Genomic DNA, 14,169 nt, shown 5'->3' with positions numbered 1-14,169 from the left:
TCGTGATTGTTCGGGCCTGGATCCTCGGATCAAGTCCAAGGATCGAATTGGGAGAGTACCGAAAGGTCTGGCGGCAGCGTCCGCCTCACCCCTCTGAAAGCAGGAATCGTTTCGAGATACGGTCCACCGGCCTCCCGTCCGCAAGCGGCACGGCCTTGTCGACCTTGTAGTCGACGAAGCCCATCTTGCCGTAATACGTAAGCCCGCCGGTATTGTCGGCGCGGATGGTGGCGTTGAGGGCGCTGAGGCCGATCGAACGGGCATGGTCGCAGGTCGCCTTGAAGAGCGCCGTACCGGCGCCGGGCACCTTGTTGCCGGGGCGCGAGAAAGTGCCGATGTCGGCCCAGTCCTCTGGTATCCCGTCCCACTGGTCGAGCGCCTGGAAGGCGCAGGGCTCACCCACCTCGTCCTCGGCGACGAAGCAGCTGACGAAGCCGGGACCGGCGAGATAATGCGCCACGAAGCTCTCCGGCGTGAACGGCGTCTGATGGGCGGTGGTGCCGCCGATCGCGATGATCTCGTTGAGGAAAGCGCACAATGCCGGTGCATCGTCCGGCCGCGCCGGGCGCACACGGATCGTCTTCACGTCATTCGCCATCAAAAATCGTCCTTCTAAAAACGTCTTAAGTGGTCCGTCGGCGGAGCGGGCGCGCCGGGTTGCCGGCGACCACGGCGCCAGCCGCCACGTCCTTCGTCACCACCGAGCCCGCGCCAACGATGGCGCCCTCGCCGATCGTCACGCCGCCAAGAATGATCGCCCCACCGCCGACCCAGACATCTGCGCCTATCGTCACCGGCTTGGCGACTTCGAGACCCTGGCCACGAAGCACGGCATCCCTGTGGTGCTCGGCGCAATAGATCTGCACGTTCGGCCCCAGCATCGTCCCTGCGCCGATCGTCACGCGACCGCTGTCGAGGATGGTACAGCCGGCATTGAGATAGACGCGGGCGCCAAGGTGGATGTTGATGCCGTAGGAGCAATGGAACGGCGCCTCGATGACGACGTCATCGGCAACGGCACCGAACAGCGCCCGCAGCGCCGACGCCATGTTTCCACGCTCCACCGGCGGCATGGTGTTGTGCTGATGGACCGCAATGCGGGCCGTTCTCCGAAGCGCCTCGAGTTCGTCGACGAGGCAGGAGTACCATTCTCCGGCTGCCATCTTGTCGCGTTCGCTGGTTGTCACGCTTATGCTTTCGCTTCCGCGACCGCGCGCCGCGCCAGGCTTTCCGGCGGCCACATCGTCTTCATGTCGTAGTAGACCTCGAAGGCCGGCGCGCCGCCCTCGAGCGACAGCCACTGAACCTTGGAGCGGGTGAAGATATGCGCATCCGGCGGGAAGTCCGACGGGTGGTCGAGGCTTGCGATCCGGACGAACGAAAGCCAGCCGCGCCGGCCGTAGTCGCTCCAGAGCGCCGTCTGGCATTCGGCGCAACGGTAGACGTCATGCGGGCGACCGCTGTCCGTCGGAAGCGTGACGACGACCGGCTCGCCTCCGGTAAGTTCGATATTGTCACGCTCGATCACGCCGTTGACGACGAAGGCGCTGCCGACCTGACGCTGGCAATCGCTGCAATGGCAGCAATTGACGAACATCGGCGCTGCCTTCAACCGATAGCGGATCCTGCCGCAGAAGCAGCCGCCGTTTGGTGCATCGCTCATCCGCTAATCTCCTCCAACGCCGGTTCCTCATTTGCCGCGCTGCCCTGCTGGCGGATGATCGTCGCGACCCAGGCGCGGGCAAGAGCCAGGCCCGCGGTATCCGCCTGCCGGCCGTGGCGCGCGGCGTGTTCATGGTAGCGCGCAAGCCAGGTGGGATCGAGCCGCTTGATCGTGTCCGGGAAGGCGCGATTCCAGTCTTCGACGAGGTGCGTGTCCGCCTCGAAATGGAACTGGGTGCCGTAGGCGGCACGGCCGATGCGGAAGGCCTGATGTCGGGTAACGGCGTTTTCGGCGAGATGGACCGCCCCTTCGGGCAGCGTGAAAGTGTCGCCATGCCACTGGAAGATCGGGAAGCGCTCCCCGACGCTGGAAAGGACCGGGTCCTCGCCACCTTCACCGCGCACCTGCACCTCGCACCAGCCGAACTCCTTGGCCTCGCCCAGCAGGTTCCGCCCCCCATAGGCGCGGGCGAGAAGCTGGCTGCCGAGGCAGATCCCGAGCACGGAACGGCCGCTGTCACCGAAGCGGCGCATCAGCGCGGCAAGCTCAGGCAGATAGGGATAGGCGGCATCGTCGAGCGCGCTCTGCTCGCCGCCGAGCACCACAAGCGCGTCGTAGCCTTCCGGTGTTTCGGGAACGGCCTCGCCAAGATAGGCGCGGCGGATCTCGATCTCGGCCTTTGCCTCGCGAAGCGCCGTGCCGACCTGGCCAAGCTCGGTCTTCGCCATGTTTTCAACCACCAGCACACGCATCATCGCATTCCCTTTGCATCGACCGTGGAGATTGACCACGACCGCGGCCACTGTTCAAGAGGCCACATGGCGATGCGATGATGCCGACGGGTCCATGCGGGCCTTGACTTCGGGAGCGAACTTTCCGACCCTTGGGCCATGATTATGCCGATGATTTCTTCTCATTGCTGCTTCCGGGTGTGCCCGATCGCAGGAACCTGACCCCAGCCCGGACGCTTGCGCTCTCCGGGTCAGGGGAGCCTTTCGCGTCGGCAGAAGAAATTTCCGAGCGCGGCTGAACGAGCGCCAATCTCCAGAAAACCTATTCGATTGCGCCCTGTCGTGCGCTTCGATTGAACGTGTCAGGTCCCATCATGGCGGCAACCCGCAAGAAACTTCCCCCGATCATCATCAATGCCGAAGACCACAAGCGGCTGACGGCGCTCGCCTCCTCCGCGCTCGAACGCGTGCCTGATGTGGCCGAAGCGCTGCTCTCCGAACTCGACCGCGCCCGCGTCGGCGCGCCCGGCGCGCTGCCCGCCGATAGCGTGCAGATGGGCTCCACCGTCGCCTTCGAGGCTGACAACGGCTTTGCCAAGCAGGTGACGCTCGTCTATCCCGGCGAGGCCGATATCGAGGCCGGCCGCATCTCCGTGCTGACGCCTGTCGGCGCGGCGCTGATCGGGCTCTCCGTCGGCCAGTCGATCGACTGGCAGGACCGGTCCGGCAAGGTACACCGGATGACCATTCGCAGCGTCACGGCCAAGGAAAGCGCCTGAGCGATCAGCGACGGCAGAAGCCTCGCTGGCAGCCCGACGAAAACGGGGAGGCCGGTTTTCACCGCCTCCCCGTTTGTCCGACCATCGTTCGTTCGATCAGAACTGCTTGCCGAGCTTGGCGTCGACAGACTGGCTGTTGGCGCCGCGGATGGCGAAGAAGAACAGGATCGCTGCCCAGAGGATCGACTTCTCCGCGCCGAAGAGCCCCTCACCCTGGACGATGCCGTGGAAGTAGACGGTGACGAGCAGAACGATCATGCCGGCAAAGGCGGCCGGGCGCGTCAACAGACCGATCGCGATCAGAATGCCGCCGAAGAATTCGGTCGCGGCGAGAAGCGGCGACCAGAAGACGCCCGGATAGAACCCGAGGCCCTCGACCATGCCGATCGCGCCGAAGGGATTGGTGATCTTGCCAAAACCGTGAACCGCGAGCAGAGCGCCGGCGAGCACACGCAACAGCGTCTCGGCGGATGTGTTGAGCGGCAGATAGATCTTTTCCAGCGCCGGCAGGATGGCGCGCGGGCGGGAACTGGAAACGGTGACGTCGGTCATTAAGAGGCCTCTCCGGCGGTTGGGTGCGACAATTTGTGCAATGCCGCATTGTCTCGCCGCGACGCCCGCGCAAAGCAAGCTATCCGCCGATAAAAACATGACTAAATTGGTTGACAATCATGTGAGCGCAGCGTGAGCACGAGCTCCCGGAACGCAGTTGTTTCCAACTGAGGCGACCGCTATGGTCGCCGCCCGAAGCACATCCGAGACACCCGATGGACCAGAAGCCGCGCATCACCATCCTCTACTGCACCCAGTGCAACTGGCTGCTGCGCGCCGGCTGGATGGCGCAGGAACTGCTGCAGACCTTCGGGCAGTCGCTCGGCGAAGTGGCGCTCATTCCCGGCACCGGCGGCAACTTCGAGATCCGCGTCGATGACGCGCTCATCTGGGAGCGCAAGCGGGACGGCGGTTTCCCGGGGCCCAAGGAACTGAAGCAGCGCATCCGCGACATCATCGAGCCGGAGCGCGATCTCGGCCATACGGACAGGAGCTGATCCTGGATTCCGGAATTCTTGCCGGGGTTTTTTCCGCGGCCTTCCTGTCGGCGACGTTGCTCTTCGGGATGTCGGAAGCTGCGATCGTGGCCGCCGCCCTGCATGGCGAAACGAGCCGCCCTGCCCTCTTCATCGCCGCGACATCAGGCAACGTGCTCGGCGCCGTCGTCAATTTTGCGCTCGGGCGTTTCCTGATCCGCTTCGAGGGGCGCCGGTGGTTTCCGGTTTCGCCGGCCAATCGGCAAAAGGCAGAGGCGCTCTTTGCCCGCTACGGCCAGCCGGTGCTGCTTCTTTCCTGGCTGCCGGTCATCGGCGACCCACTGACGCTGGTCGCCGGATTGCTGCGCATGAAGCTGCCGCTGTTCCTGCTGTTCGTCACCATCGGCAAGGCGGCGCGCTATGCGGTCGTGCTCTACCTGACGCCGTAGCCGCCCAACGCAGCTCAGCTGTGAGCGAAGATATCCGTCTCGTCCCAGCCGAGCAGGTCGAGCTTGGAGCGCGTCGGCAGGAACGCGAAGCAGGCATCGGCATGCTCCATGCGACCATCGCGGATGAGGCGCGCCGTCAGCTTGTCGCGCAGCGCATGCAGGTGCAGCACGTCGGAGGCGGCATATTCGAGCTGCGCCTGCGACAGGGTCTCTGCTGCCCAGTCGGACGACTGCTGCTGCTTGGAAATGTCGACGTCGAGCATTTCCTTGAGGTTGTCCTTGAGGCCGTGGCGATCTGTGTAGGTGCGGGCCAGCCGCGAGGCGATCTTGGTGCAGAAGACCGGCGTCGTCGTCACCCCGAAGGTATGGAAGAGGACGGCAATGTCGAAGCGGCCGAAATGGAAGATCTTCTGGCGGGCCGGATCGGCAAGCATGGCGACGAGGTTCGGCGCCTCCTTCTGGCCGGAGGCGATGCGGATAACGTCGGCCGTTCCGTCGCCCGATGACAGCTGCACCACGCAAAGACGATCACGACGGGGGATGAGGCCGAGCGTTTCCGTGTCGATCGCGATCGCGCCTCGATAGCGGTCGGCGTCGGCTGCGGAGATATCGCCTTCATGGAACCGTATTGCATTCGCCATCGAAAATCCCCAGATCAAACGCAGTGACGTGGCCTATAGCGCAAGTTTGGCGTCGGCGATACCGTTGTCACGTTCCGCCCGCCGGCTGCCCTTCGAAAGTCCTGACGATGACGTCTTTTCAACCCGCCCTCGCTCTTTCCACGCTCGCGCTGGCGATCGGGCTGACGGCCGTGCCGGCGCCGGCGCAGACCTATCGGGACCTGCCGGGCGTGCGACAGATGGACCCGTTGAACGGCGGTGGCGACCAAACCGTCTGCGAGCAGACCTTTGTCGACCGCAACTATCCGTTCGAATCGTCAGCCCGCGGCGGCCCCGTCTACGACACGATCTACAATTGCCGCCGTGGCGACGGGCCGGTGTTCCAGGGCAGCGACCTGCCGCCGTCGCTCTATCGGCAGAAGCGTGGCCTCGGTTACTGAGCAAGAGCCCCGCGAGCAGCCGCTCGACCGCAGACAAAGCATCAGGAGAGCCACGCCGCGTGGCGAGTGCCGGATCTGTTCCTGGCCTGACGGCGAAGGCGCGGGCCACCCTCTGACCGCAGCCCCGCGCGTCCGCGCATAGGTCGCTGTAGCGCTTTGAAGTGCCGCGTGTTTTTATCCTTCGACCAACACGATCAAGGGAAACATGCAGTGGGAAGAACCATGCCTGACAACCGGCCGCTTGCGATCAGTGCACCCGCACCACGCACGCTCGATCTCATCTTCACACCGGAAGCCCTCAAGGACCTGCATCGCCGCTACCGCATCGTCGAAGCGGACCCGGAGGATATCGCAAGCCTTGACGACGAGGCACTCGGCAACGCCCGCTACATCATCGGCCAGCCGCCGCTCGACCACGCCACCCTGCAGCGCATGGGCCAGCTGAAAGCCATCCTCAACGTCGAAAGCAACCTGATCAACAACATGCCCTATGAGGTGCTGTTCGAACGCGGCATCCATGTGGTGACCACCGGCCAGGTCTTTGCCGAGCCGGTGGCAGAGCTGGGCCTCGCCATGGCGCTCAACATCGCGCGTGGCGTCGTCGACGCCGACCTTGCTTTCCGCGAGGGGCGCGAACTTTGGGGCGGTGACGGCAACAGCTCGGCACGCCTTCTCTCCGGCGCCGAGATCGGCATCATCGGCTTCGGCGATCTCGGCAAGGCCTTGAACCGCGTACTCTCCGGTTTCCGGGCGAAGATCCGCGTCTTCGACCCCTGGATGCCGGCTTCGATCCTGCGGGAGAACGGCGTCGAACCGGCATCGCTCGACACCGTGCTTGCCAAGAGCGACTTCGTCTTCGTCGTTGCCTCCGTCACCAGCGAGAATGAAGGCTTCCTTGGCGAGAAGGCGTTTGCTCGCATGCGTCCGGGTGCTGCCTTCATTCTGCTCAGTCGTGCCGGCGTCGTCGATTTCGATGCGCTGATCGCCGCCGTCGCGCGCGGCCATATCGTGGCGGCGAGCGACGTCTTTCCGCAGGAGCCCCTGCCGCTCGACCATCCCGTTCGCCGCCTGCCGGGCTTCCTGCGTTCGGCCCATCGCGCCGGCGCACTCGACAGCGCCTTCAAGAAGATGGGCGACATGGTGCTCGAAGACATGGACCTGATGGATCGCGGCCTGCCGCCGATGCGCTGCAAGCGCGCCGAACGCGAAACCGTCGCGCGCATGCGCTCGAAGCCCGTAACGGTGAACTGAGACATCGATTTTTCGCTGCGGATCTCGGCGGGATCGTGCATCCCGCCGGTTAACGTGTTTTATGGGATTCGCATTTAACTTTTCTTGCACATGCGACCGACCTTGCACGTTAAGGTCGTCGCCGAGGCATCGTTACGGAATCAGAGAAACGCGATGGTAGATACGGCGCCCGGCGCTCGACAAGGCAAGACACGCGATGGCTGGAACAGTTCGCTGCGATCGCTGTTCAGCCTCGTCATGGTCGCCATGCTGATCGTCGTTTCCGCGACGCTTGTCGGGCTCGACTACCATCGCTCGCGCAACGCCGCGATCGCCGACGCCGAGGCCAACATGCGCGGCTTCATGGGCCGGCTGGTCGATCGGCTGGGTGTGCTGTCGGGCGATACCTCAGCCCTCGTCAGCCTCGTCTCCTCGGTCGCCAACTCCTTCCTTGTGCCGCCGCCAGAACGCATGGCCGACAAGGTGGCGGTGCTGCGCGAAGGCATCAGCCGGTCGCCGCATATCGATGGGGTCTATGTCGGCTATCCCAACGGCGCCTTCTTCCACATGGTGGACCTCAAGCAGGTTGCATGGCGCATGGCACTCGAGGCGCCGCGGGGTGCCGCCATCGCGGTGCGCTCGATCGAAGTTGATGAAAGCGGCAAGCCGCTGCAGCGCGTCCTCTTCCTCGACAAGGACGGCATGCAATTCTCCGACCGGATCGTGCCTCCTTCGGGCTTCGACCCGCGCACCCGGCCCTGGTATCGCGCGGCCGTCAACGGGAAGGCCGCGGTATCAACAGGCCCTTACGAAAGTGCCACGACCGAAACGCTGGGCATGACGATCTCCCAGGCGCATCGCGGCAATCCTCAGATCGTCATCGGCGCCGACGTCGTCCTCGATACGATTACCGATTTCCTTGCCCGCGAACGGCTGACGACCGGTTCGGTGTCGTTCATCCTCGATGCCGTCGGCCGGCCGATCATCCACTCCGACAGGGTGATGATGCGGCGTATCATGGCGGCCAAGGACAAGGACGCTCCGATCGTGCAGGCCGACAGCGACCCGCTGATCCAGAGCATCCGCCAACATCCACCAGCGCCCGGGAAGGCCGACTTCGTCCAGGTCGGGGACCGCACCTATCTCGTCATGGTGACACCGCTCGAATCCGCGCTGCTTCTCTCCGGCAACCGCGCCGTGGTGGCCGCACCGCTCGACGAATTGATGGCGGACGCCAACAAGACGCTCGTTCAGGGGCTGGCGATTTCCGGGGCCGTGGTAGCCTTGGCGGTACTCGCCTCGCTGGTGCTGGCGCATCTGATTACCAAGGGGCTCAACCAGCTGACCGCCAGCGCCAACCGGCTGCAGGACCTCGACTTCACCACCCCGATCGATGTTTCCTCGCATGTCAGCGAAATCTCGACCCTCGGCGGCGCCATGAATCGGGCCCGCGACGCGATCTTCACCTTTGCGCTCTATGTGCCGAAAGAGCTGGTGCGCAAGGGCATCGAATCCGGACACTTCAGCGGCCGCGCCGCCTGGCGCCAGGAAGTCACCGCGCTCTTCACCGACATCTACGATTTCACGACGCTCAGCGAACGGCATTCGCCCGAGGAGGTGGTGGCGATGCTGTCGGAATATTTCGACATCTTCAGCGAGACGGTCGGCGAGCACGACGGCACGATCATCCAGTTCCTCGGCGATTCGGTCTTTGCCATGTGGAACGCGCCTGCACCGGACGATAAACACGCGGAGAATGCCTGTCGGTGCGCGCTCGCGGTCCAGCAGCGCCTCAGCGTCTTCAACGAAGCACAGCGCAAGAAGGGACTGCCGGAGTTCCGCACGCGCTTCGGCATCCACACCGGCACCGCCGTCGTCGGCAATGTCGGCGCCAAGGAGCGGCTGCAATATACCGCCATGGGCGACACGGTGAACGTCGCCTCGCGCCTCGAGGGCATGAACAAGAACTACGGCACGACGATCATGGCGAGCGGCGCGGTCGTCGCCCATACGGGTGGCGCGATCCACTTCCGGCCGCTTGGCACAGCACAAGCCAAGGGCCGCGCTTCGGCCCTGGAGATCTACGAAGTACTGGGCGCCGAACCGAAAGAGCCGGAAGCTCTCGATGACGAGTCGACGACACGCGACAGTTCGCCGGCCGGCTCCGAGAGCCGCGGATAGGCGTCAGGAACCGAGGCTGCGGCCCTGCCGCGTGACCCAGCGGATGCCTCCGACCACGGCAAAGGCGAGCAGTGGCCAGACGGCCCAGAAGACGCCGCGCCAGGTCAAGAGATTGATGGTGAGAAGCACCAATCCCGAGAGCACCAGCATGCCGATGCTGCGATCCACCCACGAGTTGGCCTTGATCCAGGCAAGGCCGGCCAGGATGGCGAGGCCAAGCAGCGGCCAGACGGACCAAAAGGTTCCGTTCCAGGTCAAAAGGTTGAGAGCGACCAATCCCGCAGCAACGATGCAGAGGACCGGGAGCGATCCGCTCCTGATCGCCGCAATCACGCCCACGGGTTCCGGCTCAGGGCGCGGTTGGGCCGCTTCCGGAGCGGCGGCTTCAACGCGACGGCCGAAGGTTTCGGCGGCAAGGGCCGGACGGGGATCGTCCGTGCCGATCCGCACGGCATAGCTCGGCACGCCGCCATCGATGTTCTTTACCTCAAGAGGTCCCAGAAAATCGAAACCGACAGCGACCTTGTTGCGTACCTGGTCGTACACGGTGTTGGAGATGACGATGCCGCCAGCCGGCGCGGACGCCTGCAGCCTGGCTGCCACGTTGACGCCATCGCCATAGAGATCGTCGCCCTCGGCGATCACGTCGCCGAGATTGATGCCGATGCGAAACAGCATCTGCTCGTCGGCCGCGCATTTCTCGTTGCAGCCCGCAAGTTCGTTCTGCACGTCGATCGCGGTGCGCAGCGCCTCCACGACGCTCGGAAACTCGGCGATCAGCCCATCGCCCCAGGTGTTGACGACACGGCCCTCGTGCGCCTCGATGAGCCGTCCCATGGCATCGCGGTGGCGCTTCAACGTGGCGAGCGTGCCTTCCTCGTCGGCGCGCATCAGCCGCGTGTAGTCCTGGACGTCCGCGGAGAATATGGTCGTCAGCTTGCGACGTGTCTCAGTCATCGCTTCGTCCTCCTCAAAGCCGCCGCCCCGGCGGACGATAACATGGGCGCCGCCCCCCGCTCGGAAAGCCTGCCCTTTCATTGCCGATAGAATATCAATGCTGCCGACCCAAGCTTCAAGGCGCACCGCGCGAAAATATCCCGAGCATGCAACCATACTGGTCGAAAAGTGCGGACTGGAAGGCAGGAAATCGTCGCGGAATCCGGCCACAGGCCAGAAACGAAAAAACCCCGGCGAACCGGGGTTTTTCAAAACCAAATCAAAGATTTGGTTTGGGAATTTGGTGCCCAGAAGAGGACTCGAACCTCCACACCCTTTCGAGTACCAGCACCTGAAGCTGGCGCGTCTACCAATTCCGCCATCTGGGCGACGAGCGGGTGTGTAAAAGGCTCGAGTCGAAGTGTCAACAGGCTTTTTGAAGTTTTCGTGTCGAAGGACAAAAAACTCAGTTCGAGGCGGTTTTTGCCCAATGTCGGATTGTGGATAGACCGCTCGAAAGCAGCCGCTCGGCCGCCTCCACCGTATCCGCCTCGACATAGCAGCGCATCTCTGGCGCATTTCCGGAGGGGCGGAAGTGAATGATCCGACCGTCGTCGAGCGTCACCCGCAGCCCGTCAATATCGCTGACGCTCGCCGGCTTGCCGATCGGCGCCAGAAATGCGGAGAGGTTTTCGTCACCGCCGCGCAAATAGGCCATCAGTCGGGCGCTGGTTTCGACCGGAAAGTTTTCGAGCCGGTCGCTGACCGCCACGGGAAGGCGATAGGATGCGGCCATCGCCGACAGCGAGAGCTTGGCCTCTGCCGCCGCGGCCAGTGCAGCGACGATCGGCAGGACACAGTCGCGGGTGGGTAGCGGCTGGAGGGTTGCGCCGTTGACGACGAACGGGCTGGCCGTCAGCGTGCCGCCATTGGCCTCAAAGCCGGCGACCTTGGTCGAACCTTCGTCCAGCGCCTGCTGCATTCCAGCGATCACGAAGGGCGACCCGACACGGGTGCGCAGCACAGAGAGCCCTTCCCTGCGCTCCAGGCCGGAATTCGACGTGACCGGCGTAACGGCCCGCGTCGCACCGAGGAAGCCGCAGGCAATCAACCCGAGGAGATCGCCGCGCAACGGCGCGCCGTTCTCGTCCGCGACCAGCGGTCGGTCGCCGTCACCGTCCGCCGATACGATCGCGTCGAGCCGGTGTTCGCGGGCCCACTCCTGAAGCCGTTCGATCGTTTCAGCAGACACAGCTTCGGTGTCGACCGGGATAAAGTGTTCCGAGCGTCCAAGGGCGACGACCTCGGCGCCAAAGAAGGCGATCAGCTCGGCGAGAAGGTCCCGGGCGACGGTGCTGTGCTGGTAGACGCCGACCTTGAGGCCGACAAGCGCTCCGGCGGGCAACAACTGCCGGTTCCGCTCCATGAAAAGCGTGGCTGCGCGGGACTCATGATCCTCACCGATCCCCTGATCCGCGACGGGTGCGACCTGCCCGGCGATTTCATCGGCAATCCGGCTGATGGCGACTTCATCTTCCTTGTCGATCTCGCCGTCCGGCCGATAAAACTTGATGCCGTTGCGATCGGCCGGGATATGGGAGCCGGTGATCATCAGGCCGGCCGCTCCGCATTCGCGGCCGTAGAGCGCAAGCGCCGGCGTCGGCACCGTGCCGCAATCAAAGACGCGCAGCCCTTCGCGCGCAAGCGCCGAGGCGCAGACCGCGGCGATCTCCGGGCTCGAATCGCGAAAATCGCGGGCGATCACGATGGGATCACCCGGCTGGCTGCGTCCGGACGTCAGAAGATAGCGCGCAAACGCGGTCGCGTAGCGAGCCGAAGGCTCACCCTTCAGCTCCTCTGAAAGGCCACGCAGGCCGCTGGTACCAAACTTCAACTGCATCGCATTCTCCGTTGCCCAGCTCCGGAGAAGACAGGGCAAATATTACAGTGACGCGCGGCACGGACCGGCGCATTCTGGACCAGACGATGCACGGACGGAAATCCGGTGGCTCTCCGCTACGCGCTCCTTGCCCGTTGCCATGAATAAACCAAGAAAAGAAAACGTAATACAGACAGGGACACAACCGGAAGGCAGTGCTTTCCGAAAGCGAGGACAAAATGACGGGATTTCGCAATTTCGTTATCGGCTGCAGCTTGGCCGCCGCCTCCCTGATCACCCCCGTCGGACCTGTGCAGGCGATGCCGCTTCAGGCGCCCGACCTTCAGATCAAGGCACAAGGCGACGTCCAGAATGTGCAGTATTACCACCGCCGTTACGGCGGATATGGCGGATACGGCTGGCGCGGCGGTTGGGGAGGCCCCTACTACAGACGCGGATGGGGTAGCCCTTATTATGGCGGCTCCGGCCTGACCTTGTATTTCGGCTCCGGCGGCTACTACGGTAGCGGTTACTATGGCGGAGGTTACTATCCCCGCTACGGCTACTATCCCCGTTACGGCTACTATCGCGACTATCCCCGCCGTTACTACGGCGGCAACTCCTACTATCGCGATCGCTATGTCGGTGGCGGCAATGCCCATGTCAGCTGGTGCCTGTCGCGCTACCGTTCCTACAATCCGGCAACCAACCGGTTCTTAAGCTACGGTGGCGCCTACAAGGTCTGCTATTCGCCTTACCGCTAGAGGCGGTGCGTCCAGTGAACGCGCAAGAGACGCTCTAGCGCCCTGATCGAGGCCCGGCCTGGCCGTGCCGCCTGCGCCCCTTTGGCCCCGCGTCAGCGGGAGGTGGAAGCTTTGCGCGCCATTGCCGGCTCTTGCGTGCTCCAACATCTCGGCAGCGCGAGTTAAACCGGCATTAACCGCGAAGGCCTACCGTTTCGAAACGATCCATCGTGCTGCCAGGATGAAACATGCTGCTTCCGACCCAGCAATCTGCCGCCACCGCGACGACCAATCTGGTCGGCTCGATCCTCAGGGACATCGAGAAGCGGCAGGCGGAGGAAGAGGAAAAGGCCAAGGGCACAAAGGACGACCGGCTCTTAAGGGCGCAGGTCGAGCCCGATGGCGCTCAAAAGGCCGCCAACGAGAAGATTAACGGCTACTTCTTCGATCATGCTCGCAACGACGCCAACAACAACCGCGCCGTGCTCATCCGTGAGGTCGGAAAATTTTTCGGCATCGAGCGCGAAACGTTCAAGTCCGATTCCGCCTTTGCAAGGGAAATCGAGAACCAGCTGAAGCAGCTGGAATCGCCCGCCATTGCGAAAATCGAGGAAGAACTGGGGCTCGACAAGCTCGGACTATCGCTTACGGAGCTGGTCGAGGCGCTCAAGAACCCCCGCGGCCCGGAAAACGACGCACTGAAGGTTGCGCTCGGCGAAACGAGCGACAAGGGGCCTCACAGCGCTGCACAAGCCGCAAATGCCGTCGACCGCCTGAAGAGCGCGACGGAGCCTGCGTCGCCCGAGGAAGCCCAGCTCAACAGCCTGCGCAGCGACCCTACCCGCAGAACCGACAAGCTATCGCTCGACGAAGAGGAACAACAGTTGCGGGCGCTCCAGCTCAAGGACGAGATGGAAGACGTCGCCGACCAGCGCACAGCAGGCGGACCATCCTTGCTGCGCTTCGATGACAACGGCCTCTACAGGCTCGCTGCGCTAGGCCTCTGACGACTTTCGGCGCACGATGCCGAGCCGCGCCATAACCTCCTTGGGTACGCCGTAGCGGCGCACCACATCGCGGCTGTCGCGCAGGCCGCAGATCTCCCGCTGAATGAGAAAGGCCCAGACGGCGTCGGCCGCCTCGTCGAGCACCCGCTCGCGCAGCTCCGCCGCCGCATCTCCCTTTAATGCCGCAAGTGCAGCGAGCGCCTTTTCGACCTTGAGGCCATGCCGGCCGAGCGCATCGGCGCGCTCGGACATCAATTCGTATTCGAGCACGTTGAAGGCGCCAGCCGTCGAGAAGCTCGGGCTTAGGGCTTTTGGGGGACGGACTGTCATCCGAAACTCCTGGCACAGACAGCGTGCGAGCCTGCAGAGCAGGCCCCCTTAAAAGATAGGCTTTGCCGACCCGTCCGCAAGCCGGACCGCGACAGGCGGGGGCGTCGAAACATGGTTAAGAATTCATAAACCTCTTTCTCCTAATCTCAAACC

Annotated in this window: 17 protein-coding genes and 1 tRNA gene; 8 read left to right on the top strand and 10 right to left on the bottom strand. The window is 63.9% G+C overall.

Features of this window, described 5'->3' with window-relative positions; translation table 11 throughout:
• Positions 1–85: 85 nt before the first annotated feature.
• From M2267_RS00870 to M2267_RS00855, 4 genes are read right to left on the bottom strand one after another with little or no spacing between them, the layout of a single operon-like run.
• Positions 86–598 carry an N-acetyltransferase family protein gene (locus tag M2267_RS00870; RefSeq protein ID WP_429111932.1) on the bottom strand — a complete coding sequence of 171 codons (513 nt, stop codon included), beginning with the start codon at positions 596–598 and terminating at the stop codon, positions 86–88.
• Positions 599–623: 25 nt separating this feature from the next.
• Positions 624–1,187: a sugar O-acetyltransferase gene (locus M2267_RS00865; protein WP_429111930.1), complete on the bottom strand. Its 564-nt coding sequence runs from the start codon at positions 1,185–1,187 to the stop codon at positions 624–626.
• 2 nt (positions 1,188–1,189) lie between these two features.
• The gene (locus tag M2267_RS00860) at positions 1,190–1,663 is read right to left on the bottom strand and encodes a GFA family protein (RefSeq protein ID WP_429111929.1); all 474 of its coding nucleotides are present in this window, start codon (positions 1,661–1,663) and stop codon (positions 1,190–1,192) included.
• Positions 1,660–2,415: a type 1 glutamine amidotransferase gene (locus M2267_RS00855; RefSeq protein ID WP_429113013.1), complete on the bottom strand. Its 756-nt coding sequence runs from the start codon at positions 2,413–2,415 to the stop codon at positions 1,660–1,662. Before M2267_RS00855 ends, M2267_RS00860 begins: the two co-directional genes overlap by 4 nt.
• A 353-nt stretch (positions 2,416–2,768) precedes the next feature.
• Here M2267_RS00855 and rnk point away from each other — a divergent pair, with 353 nt between their 5' ends.
• Positions 2,769–3,173, top strand: coding sequence for a nucleoside diphosphate kinase regulator (gene rnk / locus M2267_RS00850; RefSeq protein ID WP_043617194.1), 405 nt, complete (start codon positions 2,769–2,771; stop codon positions 3,171–3,173).
• A 96-nt stretch (positions 3,174–3,269) separates the two neighbouring features.
• Here rnk and M2267_RS00845 read toward each other — a convergent pair whose 3' ends face one another.
• Positions 3,270–3,725, bottom strand: coding sequence for a DoxX family protein (locus M2267_RS00845; protein ID WP_029742404.1), 456 nt, complete (start codon positions 3,723–3,725; stop codon positions 3,270–3,272).
• A gap of 215 nt (positions 3,726–3,940) precedes the next feature.
• Between M2267_RS00845 and M2267_RS00840 the strand changes: the two genes are divergently transcribed.
• Both M2267_RS00840 and M2267_RS00835 read left to right on the top strand, forming a co-directional pair.
• The gene (locus M2267_RS00840; protein ID WP_029742402.1) at positions 3,941–4,222 is read left to right on the top strand and encodes a SelT/SelW/SelH family protein; all 282 of its coding nucleotides are present in this window, start codon (positions 3,941–3,943) and stop codon (positions 4,220–4,222) included.
• A gap of 83 nt (positions 4,223–4,305) precedes the next feature.
• Positions 4,306–4,650: a YqaA family protein gene (locus M2267_RS00835; RefSeq protein ID WP_043617238.1), complete on the top strand. Its 345-nt coding sequence runs from the start codon at positions 4,306–4,308 to the stop codon at positions 4,648–4,650.
• A 14-nt stretch (positions 4,651–4,664) separates the two neighbouring features.
• Here M2267_RS00835 and M2267_RS00830 read toward each other — a convergent pair whose 3' ends face one another.
• Positions 4,665–5,291 carry a ribonuclease D gene (locus M2267_RS00830; RefSeq protein ID WP_192448157.1) on the bottom strand — a complete coding sequence of 209 codons (627 nt, stop codon included), beginning with the start codon at positions 5,289–5,291 and terminating at the stop codon, positions 4,665–4,667.
• A 107-nt stretch (positions 5,292–5,398) separates the two neighbouring features.
• On the opposite strand from M2267_RS00830, the gene M2267_RS00825 reads away from it, so the two are divergent.
• The 3 genes from M2267_RS00825 (at position 5,399) to M2267_RS00815 (ending at position 9,121) form a co-directional block, all read left to right on the top strand.
• A complete protein-coding gene (locus M2267_RS00825) occupies positions 5,399–5,710 on the top strand; it encodes a hypothetical protein (protein ID WP_192448158.1) in 312 nt (103 codons plus the stop codon).
• Positions 5,711–5,932: 222 nt separating this feature from the next.
• Positions 5,933–6,961, top strand: coding sequence for a hydroxyacid dehydrogenase (locus M2267_RS00820; RefSeq protein ID WP_429111926.1), 1,029 nt, complete (start codon positions 5,933–5,935; stop codon positions 6,959–6,961).
• A gap of 153 nt (positions 6,962–7,114) precedes the next feature.
• On the top strand, positions 7,115–9,121 hold the full coding sequence (locus M2267_RS00815) for an adenylate/guanylate cyclase domain-containing protein (protein ID WP_429111924.1): 2,007 nt from the start codon (positions 7,115–7,117) through the stop codon (positions 9,119–9,121).
• Between the two features lie 3 nt (positions 9,122–9,124).
• Here the strand turns inward: M2267_RS00815 and M2267_RS00810 are convergent, their stop codons facing one another.
• The 3 genes from M2267_RS00810 to M2267_RS00800 all read right to left on the bottom strand — a co-directional run bounded on the left by M2267_RS00810 (position 9,125) and on the right by M2267_RS00800 (position 11,951).
• Positions 9,125–10,078, bottom strand: coding sequence for an adenylate/guanylate cyclase domain-containing protein (locus tag M2267_RS00810; RefSeq protein WP_429111922.1), 954 nt, complete (start codon positions 10,076–10,078; stop codon positions 9,125–9,127).
• 281 nt (positions 10,079–10,359) lie between these two features.
• Positions 10,360–10,446, bottom strand: a tRNA-Leu gene (locus tag M2267_RS00805).
• A gap of 77 nt (positions 10,447–10,523) precedes the next feature.
• The gene (locus M2267_RS00800) at positions 10,524–11,951 is read right to left on the bottom strand and encodes a phosphomannomutase (RefSeq protein WP_429113011.1); all 1,428 of its coding nucleotides are present in this window, start codon (positions 11,949–11,951) and stop codon (positions 10,524–10,526) included.
• Between the two features lie 224 nt (positions 11,952–12,175).
• On the opposite strand from M2267_RS00800, the gene M2267_RS00795 reads away from it, so the two are divergent.
• Both M2267_RS00795 and M2267_RS00790 read left to right on the top strand, forming a co-directional pair.
• Positions 12,176–12,700 carry a BA14K family protein gene (locus M2267_RS00795; protein ID WP_429111920.1) on the top strand — a complete coding sequence of 175 codons (525 nt, stop codon included), beginning with the start codon at positions 12,176–12,178 and terminating at the stop codon, positions 12,698–12,700.
• Positions 12,701–12,927: 227 nt separating this feature from the next.
• Positions 12,928–13,686: a hypothetical protein gene (locus tag M2267_RS00790; protein ID WP_429111919.1), complete on the top strand. Its 759-nt coding sequence runs from the start codon at positions 12,928–12,930 to the stop codon at positions 13,684–13,686.
• On the opposite strand, the gene M2267_RS00785 is transcribed toward M2267_RS00790, so the two are convergent.
• Positions 13,675–14,016 carry a DUF6665 family protein gene (locus M2267_RS00785; protein WP_429111918.1) on the bottom strand — a complete coding sequence of 114 codons (342 nt, stop codon included), beginning with the start codon at positions 14,014–14,016 and terminating at the stop codon, positions 13,675–13,677. The two genes, M2267_RS00790 and M2267_RS00785, sit on opposite strands and share 12 nt — an antisense overlap.
• Between the last annotated feature and the right edge of the window lie 153 nt (positions 14,017–14,169).

This window comes from Ensifer sp. KUDG1 (genome assembly GCF_050434285.1).
Classification (GTDB): domain Bacteria; phylum Pseudomonadota; class Alphaproteobacteria; order Rhizobiales; family Rhizobiaceae; genus Ensifer.
Note: the sequence above shows the minus strand (reverse complement) of the source record. Positions and strands in the feature narration are given on the sequence as shown.